We start from the raw sequence: 21,847 nt of genomic DNA, 5'->3' as shown, positions 1-21,847 counted from the left end.
GCGTCGTCAGCGACGGTGGAGACATCCGACGTGGTGTCGGTGGTGTCGCTCAATGGATTCCTTCCCTCGATGGGCCGAGCTGCCCGGATTGCGTCTGCGCTGAGGACCTCAGCGTCGGCGCGAAGAGTGGCCGGGCGGCCTGGCGATACACCCGCCCCATCAGAACCTGAGGCAGGGGTTTGTCGCGCAACCGAGCAAATCTTTGCGCAGCGCGGCTTGCGGACGGGGGTGGGCGGAGACCCGCCATTGACCGTTGGGGAAAGCCGAACCGCCGAAGAACGCTGTCTCGCGGCTGTGCTAGTCCAGAGCCTAGCTAACTCGTGAGACCTGCGGCAATAGGGTCCCGCTCGGCGTGTCCAGCTTAGCTCACAACCTGGGCCCCTTGCGAGTCGAACCCGAGGTTGTGGCGGATCCAACCATTTCCCGGGTCGAAACCAGACGGTACCTCGGAGAGCGCCAGGACGGTAGGTCCCGCGCCGGAAACCACAGCGGCCACTCCAGCCTCACGAAGCCGTCGGACCACATCCGCCGTCCCCGGCATCCCACCCGCCCGGTACGCCTGGTGCAGCCGGTCTTCGGTGGCCGGGAACAACAGGGCCGGGTCGGCGGTCAGGGCGTACACGAGAAGGGCCGAGCGCCCGGCGTTGAAGGCGGCGTCGGCGTGCGGGACGGCAGTGGGCAGCGCCGCCCGGGCGACCGCCGTCAGTCCTTGCACGTCGGGAACGAAGACGACCGGCCGGACACTCTGGACAGGTGCCATGGTGGCGGCCCGGGCCCGGTGCTTCTCGTCGAGCCAGGCGATCGTGAACCCGCCCAGTACGCACGGCGCGACGTTGTCGGGGTGCCCCTCGACGGCGCCCGCGATCTCCAACGCCCGCTCCCGGTCGGCGATTCCCGCCAGCGTCTGAGCGAGCGTCACTCCGGCCACGATGGCGGCGCTGGACGATCCGAGCCCGCGCGCCTGCGGAATCCGGTTCACGCAGCGCAGCTCGATCTCCGGCGCGGCCGCCCCGAGCGCTTCGAACGCCGTACGCATCGACCGGACGATCAAATGCGACTCGTCGCGGGGCAGCTCCCCAGCGCCCTCACCGGCGATCTCCACCCGGGTCGGCCCGTCGACCACGGTCGCGGTCACCTCGTCGTAGAGCGTGAGCGCGACGCCCAGGGCGTCGAAACCGGGACCGAGATTGGCGCTGGTGGCGGGGACCCGGACGGTCACCGGGCCGGACTGCAACGAGATCGACACAGCGGACATCGTAGGTGCGAAGCGCCGGTACCATCCTCGCGAACCCACCCCTCGGGAGGAAGCTTGTCCGACTACATCCCGCTCAACGGCGCTTTCCTGCTTTCGATGGCTCCGATCTTGCTGACACTCCTGGCTTTTCTGGCCGGTTTCGGCGCAGTTCTGGCCAACCGGCGGAGGCTGGGCAAGGCGACGGGGCTGGCCGCAGGCGGCACGGGCGTACTGGCATTGGGGGCGTTGCTCAACGTCGCCTGGTACATCGTCTCGTACAACCTGCCCGTGATCATGCGGGACCTCGAGATCTCCTACAACGAGGTCGGCCTGTGGTTCGGCCTCGCCGGCCTGGTCCTCGGCGCAATCCACCTGCTCGGCTTCGTGCTGCTTCTGCTTTCGGTGTTCGCCGGTCGCGCAGCCGCACCGGTGGCTCCGGCCGCTGCCGCGCCATACGCGCAATACACCCCGCCGACCGCCTGACACCCCTGCAGATCACGGTTACGCAGGCCAAAACCGGCCATGATCACATGCGTAACCGTGATCTGCAGCCACAAAGCCCGCCGCGAAGCAGCCACAAAGGCGCGTCAAGCGGTAGCGAGCCGAGCGATCCGCCGAGTGGCGAACCGCCAACCGGCGGCGTACGCGAGAGTGGTGAAGGCGCATCCCGCGACGAGCAGCCGGGTGTCCACGGAGTCGACAAGCAGCCCAGCGATGAACTGCGAGGCGGTGACCGCGATCATGGCGATCATCGTGTCGGTGGCTCCGATCCGGCCGCGCAGGTCGTCCGGAACCGACTGCTGGATCGCGTACGCGCTCATGACCCAGTTGCCCCCACCGGCGGCGTGCGCCACGAAGATGCCGATCAGGGCGAGCGGGAACCAGTCGACCGCTGCCACCGCCAAGTACGCCACTCCGTAGCAGGCCATCGAGATGGACAGCCCGGGCAGAAGCCACTCCGTCCGGTTGAGCATCCGGCGGAGGACGAACGGACCGAGCAGTGAGCCGAGGCCGCGGACGGCGTACATCAGGCCGACGCCCATCGCACCGACGCCGTAGTGCAGCGCGAGCAGCGGGAAGGCGACCAGGAGTCCATTGCCGACACCGACCGCCGCCTTGACCGTGACCAGCGAGATCAACCGCGGGCGGCGGCGGAGGTACCCGATCGCCTCCCGAATGGCCGGCCATGCTTCGGACCGGTCGGAAGCGGCGAGCGCAACCTGAGTCGGCTGGTGAATCCCCCAGCTGAGCGCGGCCGACACGGCGAGCAGGATTGCGACTGCCACGAAGCACACGTACGGCGAGACCAGGCTCGCCAGCACCCCGCCGAGCGACGAGCCCACGACGGTCATCGTGCCCCACGTCGATCCGGCCACCGCCATCGCCGCCGACAACTCGTCCGGGCGGACCAGATTGGGCAGCGCCGAGTTCGCGGCCGGGCCGTAGAAGGCTTTGGCGCTCGCGAGGACGGCGACGGCCACAGCGGCGAGCGGTCCGGCCCAGTGCCCGCGGACGAAGAACATGCCGCAGACGGCGACGCAGGCGGCCAGGTTCGCGCCGATCATCATCCGCTTGCGGTCGATCCGGTCCGCCACGGTCCCGGCGTACGGCAGCAGCAACGCCACGATGCCGGTGTCCACGGCGAGCACGGCACCGCCCCAGAAGCCACCGCCGGTGAGGTCGGCCAGCAGCACGAGCAGCGGCACCATGAGGAACCAGTCAGCGCCGCCGGTGATCAGCTGGGAGAGGAACAGACGGCGGAAGTCACGATTCTGCGTTAGGAGCGCACGCACTCGTGCACCTTACAAGTGCCGACTGACCGCACTCCTGGCGGCTCCGGCAAGCCGTCCCCGGCGTCAGGCGAGATCCAGGGCCTTGGCCGCCGTGAGCACGTCCAGCGCGATCGTGGTCGGCGCGGGCGCGGTGGAGATCGCCCACTCCGGGTCCTTCAGGCCGTGGCCGGTCACCGTGCACACGATGGTCGCGCCCGCGGGCAGCAGCCCTTTGTCCGCCGATTGCAGCAGGCCCGCGACACTCGCGGCGCTCCCCAACTCGACGAAGACGCCTACCTCACGCGCCAGCAGACGGTACGCCGAAAGGATTTCCCGGTCGGTGACGCTGGAGATCAGTCCCCCGGATTCGTCACGCGCGTCGATGGCCTTGGTCCAGGACGCAGGGTTGCCGATGCGGATCGCGGTCGCGATCGTCGACGGGTGTTCGACGATGTTGCCGGTGACCAGCGGAGCCGACCCGGCAGCCTGGAAGCCGAACATCTTCGGCCGGCGAGTGGAGTTGCCGGCCGCGAAGTCCTCCGAATACCCCATCCAGTACGCACTGATGTTGCCGGCGTTGCCGACCGGCAGGCAGTGGATGTCGGGAGCGTCGCCGAGCGCCTCGACGATCTCGAACGACGCCGTCTTCTGGCCATGCAGGCGGTCGATGTTCACCGAGTTCACCAGGGCGACCGGGTAGTCGACGGCGAGCTTGCTGGCCAGCGACAGGCAGTCGTCGAAGTTCCCGGTCACCTGCAGCAGCTTTGCGCCGTGTACGAGCGCCTGAGCCAGCTTGCCGAGGGCGATCTTGCCCTGCGGCACCAGGACGGCGCAGGCGATGCCCGCCCGGGCCGCGTACGCCGCCGCACTGGCACTGGTGTTCCCGGTCGACGCGCAGATGATCGCCTTCGCGCCCTGCTCGACGGCCTTGGAGACGGCGACGGTCATGCCGCGGTCCTTGAACGAGCCGGTCGGGTTGGCGCCCTCGACCTTCAGATAGACGTCGCATCCCGTCCGGCCCGAGAGCACCGGAGCGGGGACCAGGGGCGTGTTTCCCTCATGCAGGGTGATCACCGGCGTGGCGGCCGAAACGGGCAGCCGGTCCCGATAGCGATCGATCAATCCACGCCACATGCTGGTCTCCTCACGCAGAGTCACAGGCTAGCCTGCCTGCTCAACGCTCAGATCACCAGTCGGTTCCACCTTCCGGGAAGACGCCCCAGCCCCTTCCCGGAAGGCTCCCGCACCGCGGCTCAGCCGTGCAGCGGCTTGATCTCGGCGGGATCGAACCCGGTGTACTCGCAGAAATGCGCGATGATCTCGGCCGGATCGCCGGGATCGCGCTGGTAGAGCGTGACTGAATGCACCTTCGGGTCGGCCGAGCCGAGGAAGGCGAGCACCTCGCCGCTGCCGATCCGGAAGACCAGGACGGGCAGCTTCGCCTCACCCGCCTGCACCGTGTCGAACAGCGAACGCAGGTGGTTGGCGACGCGGATCGGCGACCAATCAATCTTGGCGATCGCACGGGCCTGGCCGAAGGTCTCCCAGAGCTTCGCGTCGAGCATGCGATAGCGGGGCGAGGCCCATGGCTGGCGGGCGTCGAGTTCGGCCGCGACCTTGCCGAGGAACTCCCGCAGCGCCGGCTCTGGATGCGGTGCCGGCACGGCCCCCTCGTCGAGCAGCACCGGGGCGGCGAGCGCCCGGTCGATGGCCGCACGATAGACCGCCGGACCATCGGGGAAGAAATCGAACTCGATCATCTGCGTCGCGAACCTGGCGGCGTCCTCGTCGTTCAGCGCCCGCGCGTAGTTCGTGAGGTAGAGGATCTGATTGAGCGTCCCCCGCCACTCGTCCTGCTGCGTCATCACCAGAGATCCTCCGTCAGGCCGTTCGGGCCGGGCTGTACGCCCTGAGCCAGCAGCTCGTCACGAGCTTGGGCATGGTGGCCCTGCGTCGGCTTGTAGTGCCCACTGCTGTTGTTCATGCCTTCCAGCACGCCGTTGCGGACCGTGAGCTCGCCGGCGCTGGCGACGTCCCCACCGGCCAGGAAGCTGGAGTGATGGAAGTCGCCCACGCCATGGTAGTTGCTGGCGAAGAGGTTGCCGTTCTGATCCATGACGAACACCGCGCGGCCGCCGCCGTTGTGCGCCGACACACCACTGGTGGTGTCGAAGAGGCTGCCGTCGGAGGCGTTACGCAGCCGGCCCTGGTTGTCGACCACGAGCCGGAACTGCTCGCGGCCGGCTTCGTCGAAGTAGCGGACCCCGTTGCTCGGACGGCCGAACAGGTTCGACGCGGTGAACGGGTCGGTCTCGCCGCGGTAGTGCGGATCGAGCTCCCGTCCGGCGAGCGGACCGTTGGCCGGACTGGTTCGCGGCCCGGGTATCTCCCCGGGTTTCAGCGGCGGTGGACCGTCGGCGCTCCGGGTCAGCGGGTTGCTGCGGCCGAGCTTCTTCAGCAGCTCCTTGAGCTGCTCGAGGATCTCGCCGAGCTTCTTCACCATCGGCGTGAGCTTCTTGAGGCTTGACAGCAGCGCCCGGACGAACTTCTGGATCTTGTTGACCCAGGTCGTCACGAGCGACACCACCTGGCCGATGACCACCGGTGTGGCGAGGCCGAGGGTCAGCCCCGCTTCGGCCAGCCATTGCGGCAGGCGGGCGGCGAGCGTACCGATGAACTGGGCGATCAAGTCCCGGACGATGCCCCGGACGAGACCGACGATCAGGCCGGCGCCCATCACGGCGTAGTGGATGCCGTGGGCCGCCTTGCTGATGCCCTCCATGACGCTCAAGTGGCCACTCGCGTGACCCCGGTACGCGTCCCCGGAGTCGCCCAGCCAGTCGGCCGTCTCGACCCGCAGCGCGTCGGCGTAGTACTTCTGCGCGTCGAGGGTGAACTTGGCGACGTTCTCCCAGGTCTGGGCGTGCGCCGAGATCTCGTCGGGATTGCCGGCGAGCCAGTCGAGCGCCTCCTTCAGCGGCTTGACGTGCTCCATCAGCCAGGACACGCCCCACGCCACGAGCGAGCCCAGCGGGTCGATGACCATCCCCAGCACGTCGAGCGCACCGCCGACCGTGCCGAGCGTGCCGTCGACCCAGCTGTCGTTCTTGATGCCGTCGGAGATCTGGGCGGCATCCTCGATCAGGCCGAGCCCGGTGTACCAAGTAGTCGAGGATTGGGCTTGGGCGACGAGCGGATTGGTCACAGAGCCAGCTCGATCCCGGGATGACGGGAGGTGATCGCGGTCGTGGCCTGCTCCCGTTCGATGTCGGTGGTCTGCGTGCTCGTCGCAGCGGTACGCAGCTTCTGCGCCGTCTCCCCCAGCGACGTGACCGAATCGTTGAGGGCCGACTGGGCGATCATGAATATCGGGCTCAGGATGGCCGGGAGGAACTGGCACAGCTGCCCGTAGGCCTCAGTGCTCATGGTGACCTCGTGGATCGCGCCCTTCGCCATGTCCATCGCCGAGGCGACGTTTTCCACAGTGCCCGCGTGCTTCTGGACGATCGCGATCGGGAACTGGACGAGCTGTCCGTCACCGGCCATGGCGGGCACCGCCGTCCTGGTCGTCCTCGGACGGCTGCGGGAACCGCGTGTCGAACGAGTGGATGACGGCGCGGCCGGTCTCCGTGTCGGCGCCGACGGTCGCCTGGACCTCCTCGGCGACCTGCTGCGACAGCCGGGCCTGCGCCTTGCGCATGACGCCCAGGATCTGCGCGGCCAGGTCGGCCCCCCGGAACTGCTGGACCCGGTCGTCGAGCTCCAGCTTCTCCACCTGCCCGGAAGCGCCGACGGTGACCCGGATCGAACCGTCGTTGCTCTCCGCCTTGCCGGTCAGCGACGCGACCCGCGACGAGAGCTGCGCCGCCCGGGCCGCCTGTTCGCTCACCCCCGCCGACCAGCTTTCGAGCCACTCTTCGGCTGCGTCGATGTTCTGGAACATCGTCCCAACCCCTCCCCTCGGTCGAACCAATGCCGAAACCCTAGGCAGGCTCGATCATGATCCGCAAACCCCTCCGGCCAGCCTGTGGATAACCGGCCGGCAAGGGGTGGAGGAGTTACCGAGCGTTACTCGCCCTCGACCCGGAGGACGCTGGCGATGGACCGGACGATGTCCAGCGACCGCAGTTCCTCGACCGTGGCGGCCAGCGCCGCGTCCGGGGCGGAGTGGGTGACGATGACGAGGACGGCGTCGTTGCCCCGGCCGCTCTGGTTGACGGTCGCGATGGAGACGTCGTGCTTGGCGAACACCCCGGCGACAGCGGCGAGCACGCCCGCGCGGTCGGCCACGTCGAGAGAGATGTGATAGCGGGTGCGTACCTCGCCCATCGAGCGCACGGGCAGGTCGGCGTACGCCGATTCGCTGGCGGCGCGGGTCCGCGCGAGACGGTTGCGCGCGACGGCGACGAGGTCGCCGAGGACCGCGCTGGCGGTGGGCGCACCCCCGGCGCCCCGGCCGTAGAACATGAGCTGACCGGCCGCCTCGGCTTCCACGAAGACGGCGTTGAACGCGTCGCTGACCCCGGCCAGCGGGTGCGTACGCGGAATCATCGCCGGATGCACCCGTACGCTGACTCCGCCGTCCTCGGTCCGGGTGGCGATGCACAGCAGCTTGATCGTGCAACCCATCGCCTTGGCGCTCGCCACGTCGGCCGCACTGACCTCCGTGATGCCCTCGCGATAGACGTCGGCGGCGCCGACCCGGGTGTGGAAGGCCAGCGAGGCGAGGATCGCCGCCTTGGCGGCCGCGTCGAAGCCCTCTACGTCGGCGGTCGGGTCGGCTTCGGCGTACCCGAGAGTGGTGGCCTCTTCGAGCGCCTCGCCGAAGCCGGCCCCCGAAGCGTCCATGCTGGACAAGATGAAATTGGTCGTGCCGTTGACGATGCCCGTGACCCGGGTGATGCGGTCGCCGTGCAGCGACTCGCGGAGCGGGCGCAGCAGTGGGATGGCCCCGGCCACCGCGGCCTCGTAGTAGAGATCGGCCTCGCCCCGCGCGGCGGCGTCGTGCAGCGAGCCGCCGTCCTCCGCGAGCAGCGCCTTGTTCGCGGTGACCACGCTCTTGCCGGCGTTCAGCGCCTCGACGAGCCAGCTGCGGGCCGGCTCGATGCCGCCGACCACCTCGACGACGACGTCGACGTCGTCTCGCTTGACCAGGCCCAGGGCGTCCGTCGTGAAGATCGAGGGGTCGACGGGGAGCCCGCCGCGATCCCGGCCGAGGCGGCGGACCGCCACGCCGACGAGTTCGATCGGCGCGCCGATCCGGGCGGTGAGGTCGGCGGCCTGCTCATGGAGCAGCCGGACGACCTCCGCACCGACATTGCCGCATCCCAGGAGGGCTACCTTGACAGGCTCCTTCACGACAGACCCCTTGTTGTGTTAGTCAGCCGACGTCCAGCGCGAGCAGGTCGTCCTCGGTCTCCCGGCGCACGATCACCCGCGACTGCCCGTCCCGGACGGCCACCACCGGCGGCCGCGGCACGTGGTTGTAGTTGCTCGCCATGCTCCGGCAGTAGGCGCCGGTGCCCGGCACGGCGAGAAGATCTCCGGGCCGGATGTCAGCGGGCAGGAATTCATCCTTCACTACCACGTCCCCGGACTCACAATGTTTTCCCACCACGCGGGCAAGCATCGGACCGGCCTGTGACGTACGCGACGCCAGAGTCGCCGAGTAGGAGGCGTCGTAGAGGGCGGTCCGGATGTTGTCGCTCATCCCGCCGTCCACGCTGACATAGGTCCGCAGACCCTCCATCGGCTTGACCGTGCCCACTTCGTAGAGGGTGAACACGGCGGGTCCGACGATCGCCCGGCCCGGCTCCACGCTCAGGTGCGGCCGGTCCAGGCCCAGGGCCGCGCACTCGTCGTCGACGATCTTGTTCATCCGCTCGGCCAGGTCCGCGGCGGGCTGGGGATCGTCTTGACTCGTGTACGCGATGCCGAAGCCGCCGCCGAGGTCGAGTTCGGGCAGGGCCACCCCGAGTTCGTCAAGGATCCGCTGATGCAGTCCGAGGATGCGCCGCGCGCTGACCTCGAATCCCGACGCGTCGAAGATCTGCGAGCCGATGTGCGAGTGCAGCCCGCGCAGCTCCAGGACGCCTTCGCCGAGGATCTTCCCGGCGGCACGGAACGCCTCACCACCCGACAGCGAGAAGCCGAACTTCTGGTCTTCGTGAGCAGTGGCGATGAACTCGTGGGTGTGCGCCTCGACGCCGACCGTCACGCGGATCATCACCTGCGGGCGTACGCCGCGTTCGGTCGCGAGAGCGCTCAGCCGGTCGATCTCGCCGAACGAGTCGACGATGATCCGGCCGACGCCCGCATCCAGCGCCCGGCTCAGCTCCCGGACCGACTTGTTGTTCCCGTGGAACCCGATCTTGGCGGGGTCCATCCCGGCCGCCAACGCGGTCGCCAGCTCGCCACCGGAGCAGACGTCGAGGTGGAGGCCCTCCTCGTGAACCATCCGCACGATCGCCTTGGAGAGGAAGGCCTTGCCCGCGTAGTAGACGTCCGCCCCCGCGAACGCGGCCCGGAAGCTCCGGCACCGGGCCCGGAAGTCCTCCTCGTCCAGCAGATACGCCGGAGTGCCGTGCTCGGCGGCCAGCTCGGCGACCGACTTCCCCCCGATGTGCAGTACGCCGCCGTCCTTGGTGGCCGTCTGCGGCCACAGCTCGGTCATGAGCTCGTTGACGTCGGCCGGGGGCCGCAGCCACGTGGGGTGCTGGCCGAAGTCGCCATGCAGGGCTCCGGCTTCGTGTGCGCGCATTCCTCTTACATCCGTTCCGGGGCGGAGACGCCGAGCAGGGTCAGGCCGTTGACGATGACCTGCCGCGTCGCGTCGTTCAGCCACAGCCGGGCGACGTGCAGGGGGTTGATCGACTCGTCGGCCTGGGGCAGCACCCGGCAGTTGTCATAGAAGCGGTGGTACGCCCCGGCGAGCTCCTCGAGGTAACGGGCCACTCGGTGGGGTTCGCGCAGCTCGGCGGCGGACTGCACGACGGCGGGGAAGTCGCCGAGCGTCTTGAGCAGCTCCAGCTCCTTCTCATGGGTCAGCAGCGCCGGGTCGAACGGCCCAGCGTCCCGGGTCAGGCCGAGGTCGGCCGCGTTCCGGCCGACGCTGGCGGTCCGGGCGGCCACGTACTGGACGTAGTACACGGGGTTGTCCCGCGTCGCCCGGGTCCAGAGTTCGATGTCGATGTCGATCGGCGAGTCCGACGAGTAGCGGGCCAGGGCGTACCGGCTCGCGTCGATCCCGATGGCGTCGACGAGGTCTTCCAGCGTCACCACCGTGCCGGCCCGCTTGCTCATCCGGACCGGCTGCCCGTCGCGTACCAGATTGACCATCTGGCCGATCAAGATCTCCAGATTGCGGTCGGGGTCGTCGCCGAAGCACGCGGACATGGCCCGCATGCGGCCGATGTAGCCGTGGTGATCGGCGCCGAGCATGATCACCACGCGCTCCGCGCCGCGCTCTCGCTTGTCCAGGTAGTACGCGCAGTCGGCGGCGAAGTAGGTCCACTCACCGTTGGATTTGCGCAGTACGCGGTCCTTGTCGTCGCCGAAGTCGGTGGTACGCAGCCAGACCGCGCCGTCGGCCTCGAAGGTGTGGCCCTGTGCCCGCAGCCGCTCCAGCGCGTGGTCGAGCTCGCCGCGGTCGTGCAGGTCCTTCTCGTTGAAGTAGACGTCGAAGTGCGTGCCGAACTGCGCGAGCGACTCCTTGATCTGCTCGAACATCAGCTGTACGCCTTCGACCCGGAAGATCTCCTGCGGATCCTCCGATTCGAGGACGTCCGGCCGCTTGGCGACGACGGTCTGCGCGATCTCGGTGATGTACGCCCCGACGTAGCCGTCCTCGGGCACCTCTTCGCCCTGGGCGCTGGCCAGCAGCGACTTGGCGAACCGGTCGATCTGCGAGCCGGCGTCGTTGAAGTAGTACTCCGTGGTGACCCGCGCCCCCGCCGCCTTCAGCATCCGGGCGAGGGCGTCGCCGACCGCCGCCCAGCGGACCGCGCCGAGATGGATGGGACCGGTCGGGTTGGCCGAGACGAATTCGAGGTTCAGCGCCTCGCCGCCCAGCGCCGTGCCTTCGCCGTACGCCGCACCCGCCTCCACGACCGTCCGCGCAAGCGCTCCGGCCGCGGCGGCGTCGAGCCGGATGTTGAGGAATCCGGGCCCGGCGATCTCGACGGTCTTGATGCCGTTCGTCTTCGCCAGCTCGGCGGCGACGGCACCGGCCAGATCGCGGGGGTTGACTCCGGCCCGCTTCGCGACCTGCATCGCCAGGTTGGAGGCGTAGTCTCCGTGCTCCGGATTACGCGGACGCTCGACGGCGGTCGTGCCCGGCAGAACCGAGTGATCCAGGCCACGCTCGGTGAAGACGGCGTGAGCGGCGGACAAGACTGCGTCGGCGAGTTTCTCAGGAGTCACTGATCCATGGTATCCGCGCTAGACTCTGGGGCTTGACGGGCGGTCACCTCCCGTCAGCTTGTTGTGATCCGATCCTGGCCAGCCACGATCCCACCCCTTAGAGGCATGTGATGAGCGTCAGCACCCCCGGTGAGAACCGGCAAGTGAACGTCGTCAAGAGCGGCAAATCCACCGCGACCGGCGGCAAGCCGCCGGCGGACGAATCGAAGACGACGTCCGGATCGAAGTCGACGGCTTCTTCGAAGTCGGCGGCCGGATCGAAGTCCACGACCGGCTCCAAGAGCACCGGCTCCAAGCCGGCTGCCGGTTCCAAGACCACGACCGGCTCTAAGACCACGACCAGCTCGAAGCCGGCCGCTGAGGCGAAGCCAGCGGCCGACACGAAGAGCACGACCACCACCGCGGCCAAGCCGGGCGGCCCGGCCAAGCCCGGGCAGAAGCCGGTCGCCTCCGGTGGCAAGGGCCGCCGCCCGGTGACCCCGGTCAAGGTGACGCAGCAGCGCTCGTGGGGTCCGATCGGCCTGCTCATCGCGGTGATCACCGTCGCCGTCGCGATCGTCGGCTTCGGCGCGTACTTCATCATCAAGGACATGCGGGCCACCTCCGCCGCCGAGGCCAAGCAGAAGGCCGAGGCCGAGCTGGAGAAGAAGGAGGCCTCGACGCCGTGGACTCAGCGGGCCGCCGCCATCCAGGGCATCGTGAACTACCGCGATCAGAAGCCGGCCTGGCTGACGAACAACCACAAGCAGGGCAAGCTGACCTACGCCGTCACCCCGTCCGTCGGCGGTGACCACAACCCGGTCTGGCAGAACTGCATGGGCGACGTCTACAAGGCCCCGATCGCGACCGAGCACGCCACGCACAGCCTCGAGCACGGCGCCATCTGGATCACGTACGACAGCAAGCTCGACCCCGCGCAGGTCGCGAAGCTCGCCGAGCGGGTGACCGGCAAGGAGTACATGCTCATGAGCCCGGTCGACAACCTCGGCTCGCCGATCTCGCTGCAGGCCTGGGGCTACCAGCTCAAGGTCGACAACGCCGACGACTCACGGATCGACGCGTTCGTCCGCGCGCTGCGCAAGAACGCCTCGATGGAGTCGGGCGCGTCGTGCTCCGGCGGCGTCACGCGGACCGGCACGACCCCTTACGACCTGGGTTCCTGATGCCGGCTCGCAGGTGGTTGATCGCCGGGGGCCTCGCCTTCGCCATCGTGGTCTCGCTCATGACGGGGTACGCCGTGGGCCGCGTCGTCACTCCGACGACCCCGTCGGCGACCGCGGCGACGAAGCAGAACCCGGCGGACGACTCACCGGAGGCAGGCTTCGCGCGGGACATGTCGACGCACCACGCCCAGGCGGTCGAGATGAGCATGATCGCGGCCGCCCGGGCGACCGACCCCGAGGTACGCCAGCTCGGCTACGACATCGCCCTGACCCAGGAGAACCAGATCGGTCAGATGCAGACCTGGCTGACCTTCTGGGGCCTCAACCCGACGTCGGACCAGCCCGCCATGGCGTGGATGCCGGACGGGCAGGCGTCGGTGAAGAACGGCCTCATGCCGGGCATGGCGTCGCAGGCTGAGGTTCAAGAACTGCGAGACGCCAAGGGCAAGCAGGTCGACATCCTCTTCCTGAAGCTGATCCTGACCCACCACCTGGGCGGCATCCACATGGTCGACGGCCTGCTCGCCGCCTCGAAGAACCCCGAGGTCGTCTCGCTGGCCGAGAACATGAAGGCCGGCCAGCAGAACGAGCTGACCGTCATCCAGAACCTGCAGAAGAAGCTCGGCTCCTAGTTTCACCGCGTACGCAAAAGTGGGGGTGTCCGGCTGGACACCCCCACTTTTGCTATGTGCTCGCGCTATGTGCTTTTTCCTGAGTGCGGTCGCTCCATGATCAGGGTCATTTCCCTGTCGTTCATAGCGACCTGGAAATGACCCTGATCATGGAGCTTTCCGCTTACGAAGCTTGCCGGCTTGCGTCGAACGTCGGTCGAGCTCGCGTCGAACGTCAGCTCGGTCTCGCGTCGAGCGTCAGCTCGCCGAGTCCTCGGTCAGCTCACGGCGACGACGAACGGCCATCAGCGCGATACCGGCAGCGATCAGCCCGACCGCGGTCAGCGCCGTGGCACCCCAGGCGACACCGGTCACCGGCAGGCCGCCACCCGTCGAGCTCGACGGCGACGGGGTCCCGCCCGGCTGGGTCGAGGTGCCCGGGCTCGGCGTGTCCGAGTTCCCCGGCGTCGGCGTCTCGGTGGTGCCTGGAGTCGGCGTACCAGTGCCCGGCGTACCGGCGCACACGTGGCTCAGGTTGAAAATGTCCTGCGGGTACGTCTTGCCGTCGGCCCGCTTGACGATCGCGTGGCCGCCCGTCAGCGTCCAACCGGCGATGGTGAGCAGGTAGGCGTGCTTGTTGGCCTTGCCACCGGACTCGCCGAGAAGACCCCAGTACAGGTCCTCGTCGCCGCCACCACCCGGGATCGTGACCGTGACCGGACCGTCCGGCGTGGTGAAGTTCAGGCTCAGCGAGACGAAAGCATCGCCGGACGCGTCAGGCAGAACGAAGTGCCATCCGTCGATACCGACCGGAATGTCGACGGCGCCGTTCGCAGTAACCCTGTTGAACTGCGACTTCGCGCTCGGCGCATCGTCTCCTTCGACGTTGCCGAAGAAGTCGAAGATGTCTTCGCAATCATGGGTCTTGAAGTCTGCCGCGGTGACCCCGTTGGGTCCCACGTTGCCCGGGTTGATCGGGATATCGGCGTCGGCCGCACGGGCCGGCGAGGCGAACGCCAGACCGGCGAGAGCGGCCGTTGCCGCCGCGAGAGCGACCCGCGCAAGGCGCTGGCGCATGGAATCCTCCGAGGGGAATAAGGGCAGAGTGAACGCCACATACTCGCCGACGCGAGGATCTCCCCGGATCGGACGAAAAGCCCCAGCGCTGATCTTCGTCCGTGACACGGATGGTCCGGATGGCCGATCCAGGTCCCGATTTCGGCGTCGAGGGAGACACCTGGTACTCTTTGTCGGTCGCTGAGCCCCCGTAGCTCAGGGGATAGAGCACCGCCCTCCGGAGGCGGGGGCGCAGGTTCGAATCCTGCCGGGGGCACCACACCAAGAGATCCAAGTCCACGGTCCGCATACCGTGGACTTCGTCATTTGCCGCTGAGCGGGGGCCGGAGTGCGCCCCGCTCTTCGCGCGCGTCCGAGCGCAAACGGGTCCGACCCGCCGCTGCTACTGGCTGTCGGACCATACTCGTACCCGGCTGACGACGATCTCTGAGGACTTGCCGCCCGCTGCGATCAGGCCGATCGAGCCCGAGGCGATCGCCTCGTCCCGGAACGACCCGACTTTGACGCCGCCCAGGTAGATGGTGACGGCCGGGCCGACTGCGGTGATCGCGATGGTCTGCGTACGACCTGCCTTGCCTTTGCCTTCGACCAGGATCTTGTTGCCACCCTTATAGATCTTCCGAGCCGTGAACTCGCCCCTAGCGTCGAACTCCACCACGTAGTACTGGCCGCCGCTGTTGTCGTCGCGGAAGGTGATCGCCCCACCGTTGCCACGGGTCATCGCAACAGTCACCTCAGCGGTGAAGTTCGCATACTCGGCATAGCCGTGGCACTCGTAGTAATAGTTGGTCGTGGCGACGTGGTAGCCGTTGTCGAAGAAGCACCCTTGGTCGTGGCCGTCCTGCTCATGCCAGTCCGAGGTCTCCGGGTCCGTGAATCGCTCGTCGAGCACCATCGTCGCCGGGCCGCCGTACGGGTTGGGTGCCCTCGACAGAGAAGGCGAGGGGAAAGGCGACGGGGAGGGGGAAGGCGAAAGCGAAAGCGAAGCCGACGGAGAGGCGTCGGCACCGGCCTTGGGCCCGCCGTCACCGCGGCTGGCGGTGAAGGCTATCGAGCCGGCCAACACCACCACCGTCACCAGGAGACTGGGCCCGACCGTCTTGGGATCGGTGACGGCGCGCCAGACCTTCTTGCGGGCGGGTTCCGTCAGCAGTTGCAGAACCGAAAGGGCACCGGAGCCGATTGCACAACACGCGGCGACTAGCTTGCGAAGCGGGTCGGCGAGGCCGAGTGCGCCAGTCCCGACCAGCACCGCGAACCCGGCCGCGACCAGTACCAGTGTCATCAGCGCGATTCGTTTGCCGCGGCTCGTCGACTCAGGACGCTCGACCCGATCCATCTGGCCTTGACTCATCGTGACAGTTGAGCAGCCCCGCATCGTCGAGTCGCCCGTCGAGCGGATTACTTGGAGTACACCCCTGGCCACTCTTCGACACCGACCGCCGCCGATGTCGCCTATTGGCGGAGCGGGCGGCACCAGGCTGGATCACCTGTTCCGCCAACGGTCGAGCGGCGCATACCCATCGAGATTCGAGCAACCGTCGGCAAGTCCACAACCATGTCCGTCACTAGGACGATCTGTCCACGATGGCCGGTGCGTATCCCGGCTGGTGCGCCGGATCGCCGCTGGGCGACCGCAGTGGGCCGCCTGGCCCGACGAGGCGCGCGTGTTCCGCAGCGGTACCGATCCCCGCCCGGTACGCAGGATGGTCGGCATAGTGCCGGATCAGGGACGCGATGAAACCACGCTCGGCCAGCACGATGGCGGGAACCGTCGTCGGCATCCACCCGCCTCGTGGTCCACGAACGAGCACCGAGAGCTTCTGAAAGCGACTGGGAGCCTGCGGGCCGCCGGGTGCCAGTTCCTCCCATTTGAAGGCTCTCCGGGACAGGAAGTAGTGGAACTCGACGCAGGCCGGGGTCAGCTCGATGCGCGGCTTCGGCCAGAACAGGAACGTGACGGCCACGAGCAAGAAGACGGCTAGCGTACCGATCGAGACGATGAGCAGCGCCGGATCGGCGTAGATCCGCATGGTGTCGTGGCCTGGCACCCGCTCGGTCGGTACCAGGCCACCTGCGTTGACCATGAAGAGGACGAATTGACTCCCGCCGTACGCCGGACTGTTGGGAACCACGAATCGGCCCGCTCGCATCTCGACGATCCCGGGGCGGATCTTTCGCCAGTGGAGCCAGAAAGCGACGAACCACGCGGCGGCCGGAACCGCGATAGCGACAGCAAGCCCTAGAGCGAAGCCGACGAACAACTTCATGCCGTCCAAGCGCCACATCAAGGGCTGCCACCAGAACACGAGCAACAGCCGCAGGCCGAAGCCTGCCAAGCCGAGCAGCAGCGCAGAGATCACCAGTCCGCGACGTGACATGCGCGCAGTGTAGGGAGTTCGGTCGAGCGCCGATGTCCCGTCGACAGCTCAGTTCGCGGGCGTACCGAACCACCGTCCGAGGTGTACGTCGAGGTCCTGCTGATCGCCGCCGATCCAGGCGACGTGACCGTCGGGCCGGATCAGTACGCCTGGAGCATCCAGCGACGCAGTGGAGTCGCCGAGGTAGTCCACGCGATCCGACCAACCGCCGACGGTGAGCCGTTCGGTGCGGTCCACCAGCAGGCCACGACCGCTGTGCAGCTGACCGTAGAGATTGCCCGGCTTCAGCTCGACGTCGGGCATACGGCGGCCGAGAAGGTCAGGACCTGCACCGAAGTCGTAACGGATGCCGGTAGCGGTGATCTTCTCCAACAGGTGTCGGTTGACCTCGTCGAAGTCCATCAACTCCGTCAGCAGCCGGCGTACGGCCTGCGCCCCTGGCTCGGGAGACAGCAGTTCCTGCTGGGCTCGAGTGTTGTCCAGCACGTCCGCAGCGACCGGACGACGTTCGGCCTCATAGGTGTCCAGGAGCGTCTCAGGGGCCCAGCCTTGGATCTGAGCGGCCAGCTTCCAGCCGAGGTTGACGGCGTCCTGTACGCCGAGATTCAATCCCTGCCCACCGATGGGCGGATGGATGTGCGCCGCGTCGCCGGCAAGGAGCACCCGCCCGACCCGATAGCGCTCGGCGAGCCGTGTGGCGTCGCCGAAGCGGGACAACCAGCGCGGAGAGTGCACACCGAAGTCGGTTCCAGCGATGGCGTGCAACTGGCGCTGAAAGTCCGCGAGCGTCGGCGGTTCAGCGCGATCGCCGACTCCAGACTCCGGCAGGATGACGCGATAGACGCCTTCGCCGAAGGGGGCGAAGGTGAAGCGCTTGTCGGTCTGCCGGATCTCGGCCACCTTGGCGGCGATCTCCTCCGGCGGTGCGGCTGCGGCCATCTCGCCCATCAGGGTCTCGGATCGCGTGGGTTCGCCGGGGAAACCGACGCCGAGCTGCTTGCGAACCGTGCTGCGGGCACCGTCGCAGCCGACGAGGTACCGCGTACGAAGCCGCTCTCCGTCGGCCAGTTCGACGGTGACTCCGTCGTCGTCCTGCTCGAACCCGGTGACCGTGCAACCATGCCGGATCTGAGCGCCGAGCCCGATCGCATGCTCTTCGAGTATCTGGACGACGACGGGCTGCGGAATGCCCAGCAGATACGCGTACGCGGAATCCAGGCCGGGCGGCGTGGGCTTGTCGATGGCGGCGAAGAAGCCTCGGGACGGACGTCGTCTGCCGCGTTCGAGCAGCCGATCCAGCAGTCCGCGCATGGCCATCAGTTCGAGACTGCGCACGTGCAGGCCGACGATGCGGACGAACGACGTCGGCTGGGTCTCCTTCTCCAGGACCAGTACGTGCACATCGTGCAGCCGCAGTTCAGCGGCCAGGAGGGCACCGGCCGGGCCGGACCCGGCGATGATCACGTCAAACATGGTGTTGCCTTTCGGGGAGTGCCTTGACGGCGAGGCGCTCCCGGCGACACCTACTTCGATCGCCCGACCGTCACCGGGATGGGGAGCACCCACATCGATACGTTCATGGGTCTCACCTCCTCCGGTGGCGTCACGGTCATCGGCAAAGGTACAAGTCCCAGCGGTCGGCCGTCCAGTCCGAGCGGGTTGCGCCACATCCCTACGCTCGAACCCATCGATGAAGGGAGCGACATGGACTTCGCGTCCTGGGACGGTCTACTCTGCGGAGCGGTCGTCGTCGCGGTCCTGGCCACGCTGTTGATCACGCTCCTACGACGAGGTAACCGCCGTTCGGCGCCGGATGCGGCGAACCCGGTCGACCCGACGACGACGGCCTTTGAGGCAGGCCATCCGCCGATCGAGTCACGGTGGCCTCCGCCGCCGCCAGCCACCGGCCCTCCGCCCATGTGATCGCCGGCTGACCGCGGAAGTCGATCACGCTCGCGAGGGATCGATCAGGGCCTCGTGGACACGACACGCCGGTTGATCACGCCCGAAAGTTCATGATCGCGCGGAAAGAGCGGGCCAAATCGGCCCGCCGCGCGATCGGCGGGTTCGTCGGTTCTACTGTGGACAAGGATGTCGTCGTCATGATCGTGAGCATCCTTCTCCAGCGCCGGTACGTCCTGGATCGGCAGTTCCGCAGCGCGCTTTGACGTTCGGCCGCGCCGCACTCCGGGTATGGGATCAACCATGACAAGTGGAGCGCTCGACAACAGCTATCAGCTCTCGGACGCCGACTCGGAGGAGCTTGTCGCCCGCCGGACCGCCCGAGCACAATTGTCCCCTTATGTCGACTTCGACACGCTGCCCCTGACTGCCCGGATGATCCGCTCGGCGGCCGAAGCCAAGGGCGCGCCCGCCGACGTGCTGCGCCGGCTCGGCGAACTCGACCCTGAGCTGGAGATCCTCGACGCCGAGGCGCTCTGGGAGGCGCTCGGCTACAACGCCGAACCCAGCGCCTGACGGATCATGCTGGCGAGGGAACGATCAGGGCGCTCGGGACACGACACGCCGGTTGATCACGCCCGATAGTTCATGATCGCGCGGCAAATCCCAGAGGGCGCGGAGAAAGGGCGGGCGCGAAAAGGGCGGGGAGGTCGGAACGACCGCCGACGCCCAGCTTCGGGTACGCCTTGTACAGGTGATAAGCCACCGTCTTCGGGCTCAGGAACAGTTGAGCGGCGATGTCCTTGTTGGACAGACCTTGCGCCGCCAGCCGAGAGATCTGGAGTTCCTGCGGGGTCAGCGAGGCGATCGCCGACTCCGGCGGGGCCGAGGTGAGCAGTCCGGTCGCCGCCAGCTCGGTACGCGTACGCGCGGCCCAGGGCTGGGCGCCCAGCCGGTCGAAGACTTCGAGTGCCCGCTGCAAGACGGTACGCGCCTCGGCTTTGCGGCGGCCGCGGCGAAGCCACTCGCCGTACAGGAGCTCTGTGCGGGCCCGCTCGAACGGGCGGGCCGACGCCGACAGCGATCGCGTGAACAGCTCCTCGTCGCCGGCGATCAGGGCTTGGCAACGCAACAGCAGTGCGGTCGCCCACGGCTGCTCCACCCGTTCGGCGTACGCCGTGAGCCGGTCCAGCGAGACGGTGGCAGCGCCCGAGCGCACCGCCGCTTCCACCAGATCCGGGATGCACCGGTACGCCGCCACGTGGTGGGCGTACGGGTTCTCCTGGAGCGCCAGCAACCGGGGAACGGCCGCCTCGGGACGCCCCTCGCCCAGGTCGAGCAGGGCCAGTGCCCACTGCGCCCAGGCGTACCCGGCGGGTTCGCAGCCCGGAGCGGCAGCGGCCAGGGCGTCGGCCGCGTACGCACGGCACTCGTCGGCCGAACCGGCGACGGCGGCGAGAACGGCTCGCAACGCGGAGAGCTGACTGATCCAGAGCGGCTGGCCACCGTCGCGGGCGACCTCGAGGCCCTCGGCCGCGCTGACGTCGGCGTCTTGCTGGCGACCATGGAAGAACTCGGCTTCGGCCTGGAAGAACAGCAGCGTGGGCAGCAATCCGACGAGGCCTTCAGCCCGGCAGCGCGCGACCAGCGCGGCCGTCACCTCGTAGGCGAAGGCGTCCTGTCCGGCGACGAACCCGAGTCCGCAGATCTGCACGAGATCCCGGGGAGCGACGTCGGAAAGCGACGCCAACGCCGGCATGGCGGGGCGACTGCGTACCGAGGCGACTTGGAACCGCGCCAATGGATCGTCGAGTTCGGCGAGCCGGTCGAGACAATCGGTGAGCACCGGTTCGCCGAGGTACCACGCCGGATGGATCGCCTGCAGCAGGATCGGACCGGGGTCGGCCGAGAATCCGGCCGCCGCCATGAGCAGGTCGTACGCCGTCTGATAGTTGCCCTGCCAGAACCAGGCGCGCCCCTCGACCCAGCCGACCTGAGCGAGGAAGGCCGGTTCCTGAACCAGCGCGGCGGCCCGTTCGGCCAGCGTGACGGCGTTGGCCGGCGAACCGGCCTGCATCCCGTTCTCCGCCGCGAGGAGAAGGCGGCGCGCCTGCGCTTGCGGGGTCTGGCTCAACTGCGCCGCCCGCTCGTACGCCGCCGCCGCGGCTCCGTAACCGTTGCGGTCCCGGGCCTGCCGGGCGGTGTCTTCGAGGGCGGCCGCGACCTCGTCGTCCGGGCCCGTCGCTGCGGCGGCGAGATGCCAGGCGCGCCGGTCGGCTGAGTCCGATGTGGTCAGAGCGTCGGCGAGCGCGCGATGGGCGGCCAGGCGATCGGAGTATGCCGCCGCGTGGTACACCGCTGTGCGTACAAGTGGATGTTTGAACTGAAGCTTCGTGCCCACGATCTCGATCAGACCCGCGGCCTCGGCCGGGCGGAGGTCGTCGGCCGTGCCGCCGCTCGCGGGCAGCACCACCGCGAGTTCGCCGGTGTCCTCCGCCGCTGCGACCAGCAGGACCGCACGCGTAGCCGCGGGCAGCTGCGCGACCTGGCCGGAGAACGCGGCCTGGAGCCGTTCGGGCAGCGGACGGTCCGCCGCCTGATCGCCCACCCTGGGCAGCTCAAGCAGCGCCAACGGGTTGCCTTGCGCCTCGCCGAGCACGCGATAGCGGATCACCGGGTCGAGATCGGGATCGAGCAACCGGGCCGCGTCGACCGCGCTGAGGCCCTCCAGCCGCAGCTCAGGCAGGCCGGGCGCGGCGAATCCGCCGTCGCGGGTGGCGAAGAGCAAGATCACGCCCTCCCCACTCAGCCGCCGCGCCGCGAACAGCAAGGCGTCTGCGGACACCGCGTCGAGCCAGTGGGCATCGTCGATGAGGCAGAGCACCGGCCCCTCGTCCGCGGCCTCCGCGAGCAGTGACAACACCCCGAAGCCCACCAGCAGGCGGTCCGCGGCCTCGCCCTGGGCCAGGCCGAACGCAGCGGCGAGCGCGGCCCGTTGCGCGCCGGGGAGACGATCCAGCCGATCCAGGACCGGTCGCAAGAGCTGGCTCAAACCCGCGAACGGCAGCTCGGCCTCGAACTCCACGCCGTTGCCGCGCAAAACCCGCCCGACCGGCAGCTCCGCGGCCCACTCCAGCAGCGCGGTCTTGCCGATCCCCGGGCCGCCGCGCAGCACGAGCGCCCCACCACCGGCCGCGATCAAGCGGTTCACCTGGTCTTGTTCGCGGTTCCGGCCGTGCAGCACGGGCTCGAATTTACACACTGGTACGCACAGCGCCGAAGTACC

20 protein-coding genes and 1 tRNA gene are annotated in these 21,847 nt (G+C 68.5%); 6 read left to right on the top strand and 15 right to left on the bottom strand.

The window, feature by feature from the left end; translation table 11 throughout:
- Positions 1-361 precede the first annotated feature (361 nt).
- Positions 362-1,246, bottom strand: coding sequence for a homoserine kinase (thrB, locus tag HOV77_RS26390; protein ID WP_290866219.1), 885 nt, complete (start codon positions 1,244-1,246; stop codon positions 362-364).
- Between the two features lie 63 nt (positions 1,247-1,309).
- Between thrB and HOV77_RS26385 the strand changes: the two genes are divergently transcribed.
- Positions 1,310-1,717: a hypothetical protein gene (locus HOV77_RS26385; protein ID WP_290866218.1), complete on the top strand. Its 408-nt coding sequence runs from the start codon at positions 1,310-1,312 to the stop codon at positions 1,715-1,717.
- Positions 1,718-1,821: 104 nt separating this feature from the next.
- Here the strand turns inward: HOV77_RS26385 and HOV77_RS26380 are convergent, their stop codons facing one another.
- The 9 genes from HOV77_RS26380 to argS all read right to left on the bottom strand — a co-directional run bounded on the left by HOV77_RS26380 (position 1,822) and on the right by argS (position 11,427).
- A complete protein-coding gene (locus tag HOV77_RS26380; protein ID WP_290866216.1) occupies positions 1,822-3,027 on the bottom strand; it encodes an MFS transporter in 1,206 nt (401 codons plus the stop codon).
- Positions 3,028-3,090: 63 nt separating this feature from the next.
- Positions 3,091-4,140: a threonine synthase gene (gene thrC, locus HOV77_RS26375; RefSeq protein WP_290866220.1), complete on the bottom strand. Its 1,050-nt coding sequence runs from the start codon at positions 4,138-4,140 to the stop codon at positions 3,091-3,093.
- Between the two features lie 119 nt (positions 4,141-4,259).
- Complete coding sequence (locus HOV77_RS26370; protein ID WP_290866214.1) at positions 4,260-4,871, bottom strand: hypothetical protein; 612 nt, start codon at positions 4,869-4,871, stop codon at positions 4,260-4,262.
- Positions 4,871-6,211, bottom strand: coding sequence for a hypothetical protein (locus HOV77_RS26365; RefSeq protein WP_290866212.1), 1,341 nt, complete (start codon positions 6,209-6,211; stop codon positions 4,871-4,873). Before HOV77_RS26365 ends, HOV77_RS26370 begins: the two co-directional genes overlap by 1 nt.
- Positions 6,208-6,552, bottom strand: coding sequence for a hypothetical protein (locus HOV77_RS26360; RefSeq protein WP_290866210.1), 345 nt, complete (start codon positions 6,550-6,552; stop codon positions 6,208-6,210). The genes HOV77_RS26365 and HOV77_RS26360 overlap by 4 nt, the downstream gene beginning before the upstream one ends.
- Positions 6,542-6,949 carry a YbaB/EbfC family nucleoid-associated protein gene (locus tag HOV77_RS26355; protein ID WP_290866208.1) on the bottom strand — a complete coding sequence of 136 codons (408 nt, stop codon included), beginning with the start codon at positions 6,947-6,949 and terminating at the stop codon, positions 6,542-6,544. The genes HOV77_RS26360 and HOV77_RS26355 overlap by 11 nt, the downstream gene beginning before the upstream one ends.
- Before the next feature lie 125 nt (positions 6,950-7,074).
- The gene (locus HOV77_RS26350) at positions 7,075-8,364 is read right to left on the bottom strand and encodes a homoserine dehydrogenase (RefSeq protein ID WP_290866206.1); all 1,290 of its coding nucleotides are present in this window, start codon (positions 8,362-8,364) and stop codon (positions 7,075-7,077) included.
- A 22-nt stretch (positions 8,365-8,386) separates the two neighbouring features.
- On the bottom strand, positions 8,387-9,766 hold the full coding sequence (gene lysA / locus HOV77_RS26345; protein ID WP_290866204.1) for a diaminopimelate decarboxylase: 1,380 nt from the start codon (positions 9,764-9,766) through the stop codon (positions 8,387-8,389).
- A 5-nt stretch (positions 9,767-9,771) separates the two neighbouring features.
- Positions 9,772-11,427, bottom strand: a complete 1,656-nt coding sequence (gene argS, locus HOV77_RS26340) for an arginine--tRNA ligase (RefSeq protein WP_290866202.1) — start codon at positions 11,425-11,427, stop codon at positions 9,772-9,774.
- Between the two features lie 110 nt (positions 11,428-11,537).
- Here argS and HOV77_RS26335 point away from each other — a divergent pair, with 110 nt between their 5' ends.
- Both HOV77_RS26335 and HOV77_RS26330 read left to right on the top strand, forming a co-directional pair.
- On the top strand, positions 11,538-12,590 hold the full coding sequence (locus HOV77_RS26335) for a DUF3105 domain-containing protein (RefSeq protein ID WP_290866200.1): 1,053 nt from the start codon (positions 11,538-11,540) through the stop codon (positions 12,588-12,590).
- Positions 12,590-13,222: a DUF305 domain-containing protein gene (locus HOV77_RS26330; RefSeq protein WP_290866198.1), complete on the top strand. Its 633-nt coding sequence runs from the start codon at positions 12,590-12,592 to the stop codon at positions 13,220-13,222. Before HOV77_RS26335 ends, HOV77_RS26330 begins: the two co-directional genes overlap by 1 nt.
- 237 nt (positions 13,223-13,459) lie before the next feature.
- Here HOV77_RS26330 and HOV77_RS26325 read toward each other — a convergent pair whose 3' ends face one another.
- Positions 13,460-14,278: a hypothetical protein gene (locus tag HOV77_RS26325; protein WP_290866196.1), complete on the bottom strand. Its 819-nt coding sequence runs from the start codon at positions 14,276-14,278 to the stop codon at positions 13,460-13,462.
- A gap of 184 nt (positions 14,279-14,462) precedes the next feature.
- Between HOV77_RS26325 and HOV77_RS26320 the strand changes: the two genes are divergently transcribed.
- Positions 14,463-14,537: transfer RNA gene (locus HOV77_RS26320), tRNA-Arg, on the top strand.
- Between the two features lie 123 nt (positions 14,538-14,660).
- On the opposite strand, the gene HOV77_RS26315 is transcribed toward HOV77_RS26320, so the two are convergent.
- From HOV77_RS26315 to HOV77_RS26305, 3 genes are all read right to left on the bottom strand, one after another.
- Entirely contained in the window at positions 14,661-15,563 is a 903-nt protein-coding gene (locus HOV77_RS26315; protein ID WP_290866194.1) for a hypothetical protein, read from the bottom strand.
- Between the two features lie 283 nt (positions 15,564-15,846).
- Positions 15,847-16,659, bottom strand: coding sequence for a hypothetical protein (locus HOV77_RS26310; RefSeq protein ID WP_290866192.1), 813 nt, complete (start codon positions 16,657-16,659; stop codon positions 15,847-15,849).
- Positions 16,660-16,707: 48 nt separating this feature from the next.
- A complete protein-coding gene (locus HOV77_RS26305) occupies positions 16,708-18,132 on the bottom strand; it encodes an FAD-dependent monooxygenase (RefSeq protein ID WP_290866190.1) in 1,425 nt (474 codons plus the stop codon).
- A gap of 542 nt (positions 18,133-18,674) precedes the next feature.
- On the opposite strand from HOV77_RS26305, the gene HOV77_RS26300 reads away from it, so the two are divergent.
- Positions 18,675-18,827: a hypothetical protein gene (locus HOV77_RS26300; RefSeq protein WP_290866188.1), complete on the top strand. Its 153-nt coding sequence runs from the start codon at positions 18,675-18,677 to the stop codon at positions 18,825-18,827.
- Between the two features lie 37 nt (positions 18,828-18,864).
- Positions 18,865-19,137, top strand: coding sequence for a hypothetical protein (locus HOV77_RS26295; RefSeq protein ID WP_290866186.1), 273 nt, complete (start codon positions 18,865-18,867; stop codon positions 19,135-19,137).
- A 70-nt stretch (positions 19,138-19,207) separates the two neighbouring features.
- Here the strand turns inward: HOV77_RS26295 and HOV77_RS26290 are convergent, their stop codons facing one another.
- On the bottom strand, positions 19,208-21,805 hold the full coding sequence (locus HOV77_RS26290; protein WP_290866184.1) for a LuxR C-terminal-related transcriptional regulator: 2,598 nt from the start codon (positions 21,803-21,805) through the stop codon (positions 19,208-19,210).
- Between the last annotated feature and the right edge of the window lie 42 nt (positions 21,806-21,847).

Source organism: Hamadaea sp. (genome assembly GCF_013362815.1).
In the GTDB taxonomy this organism is placed as follows: Bacteria; Actinomycetota; Actinomycetes; order Mycobacteriales; family Micromonosporaceae; genus Hamadaea.
Note: the sequence above shows the minus strand (reverse complement) of the source record. Positions and strands in the feature narration are given on the sequence as shown.

Bases quoted from the DNA above. Each gene is read 5' to 3' on its own strand.
- thrC (WP_290866220.1), bottom strand. From the start codon at position 4,140: ATGTGGCGTGGATTGATCGATCGCTATCGGGACCGGCTGCCCGTTTCG.
- HOV77_RS26370 (WP_290866214.1), bottom strand. From the start codon at position 4,871: ATGACGCAGCAGGACGAGTGGCGGGGGACGCTCAATCAGATCCTCTAC.
- HOV77_RS26360 (WP_290866210.1), bottom strand. From the start codon at position 6,552: ATGGCCGGTGACGGACAGCTCGTCCAGTTCCCGATCGCGATCGTCCAG.
- HOV77_RS26355 (WP_290866208.1), bottom strand. From the start codon at position 6,949: ATGTTCCAGAACATCGACGCAGCCGAAGAGTGGCTCGAAAGCTGGTCG.
- lysA (WP_290866204.1), bottom strand. From the start codon at position 9,766: ATGCGCGCACACGAAGCCGGAGCCCTGCATGGCGACTTCGGCCAGCAC.
- HOV77_RS26335 (WP_290866200.1), top strand. From the start codon at position 11,538: ATGAGCGTCAGCACCCCCGGTGAGAACCGGCAAGTGAACGTCGTCAAG.
- HOV77_RS26330 (WP_290866198.1), top strand. From the start codon at position 12,590: ATGCCGGCTCGCAGGTGGTTGATCGCCGGGGGCCTCGCCTTCGCCATC.
- HOV77_RS26325 (WP_290866196.1), bottom strand. From the start codon at position 14,278: ATGCGCCAGCGCCTTGCGCGGGTCGCTCTCGCGGCGGCAACGGCCGCT.
- HOV77_RS26315 (WP_290866194.1), bottom strand. From the start codon at position 15,563: ATGACACTGGTACTGGTCGCGGCCGGGTTCGCGGTGCTGGTCGGGACT.
- HOV77_RS26310 (WP_290866192.1), bottom strand. From the start codon at position 16,659: ATGTCACGTCGCGGACTGGTGATCTCTGCGCTGCTGCTCGGCTTGGCA.
- HOV77_RS26305 (WP_290866190.1), bottom strand. From the start codon at position 18,132: ATGTTTGACGTGATCATCGCCGGGTCCGGCCCGGCCGGTGCCCTCCTG.
- HOV77_RS26300 (WP_290866188.1), top strand. From the start codon at position 18,675: ATGATCGCGCGGAAAGAGCGGGCCAAATCGGCCCGCCGCGCGATCGGC.
- HOV77_RS26295 (WP_290866186.1), top strand. From the start codon at position 18,865: ATGACAAGTGGAGCGCTCGACAACAGCTATCAGCTCTCGGACGCCGAC.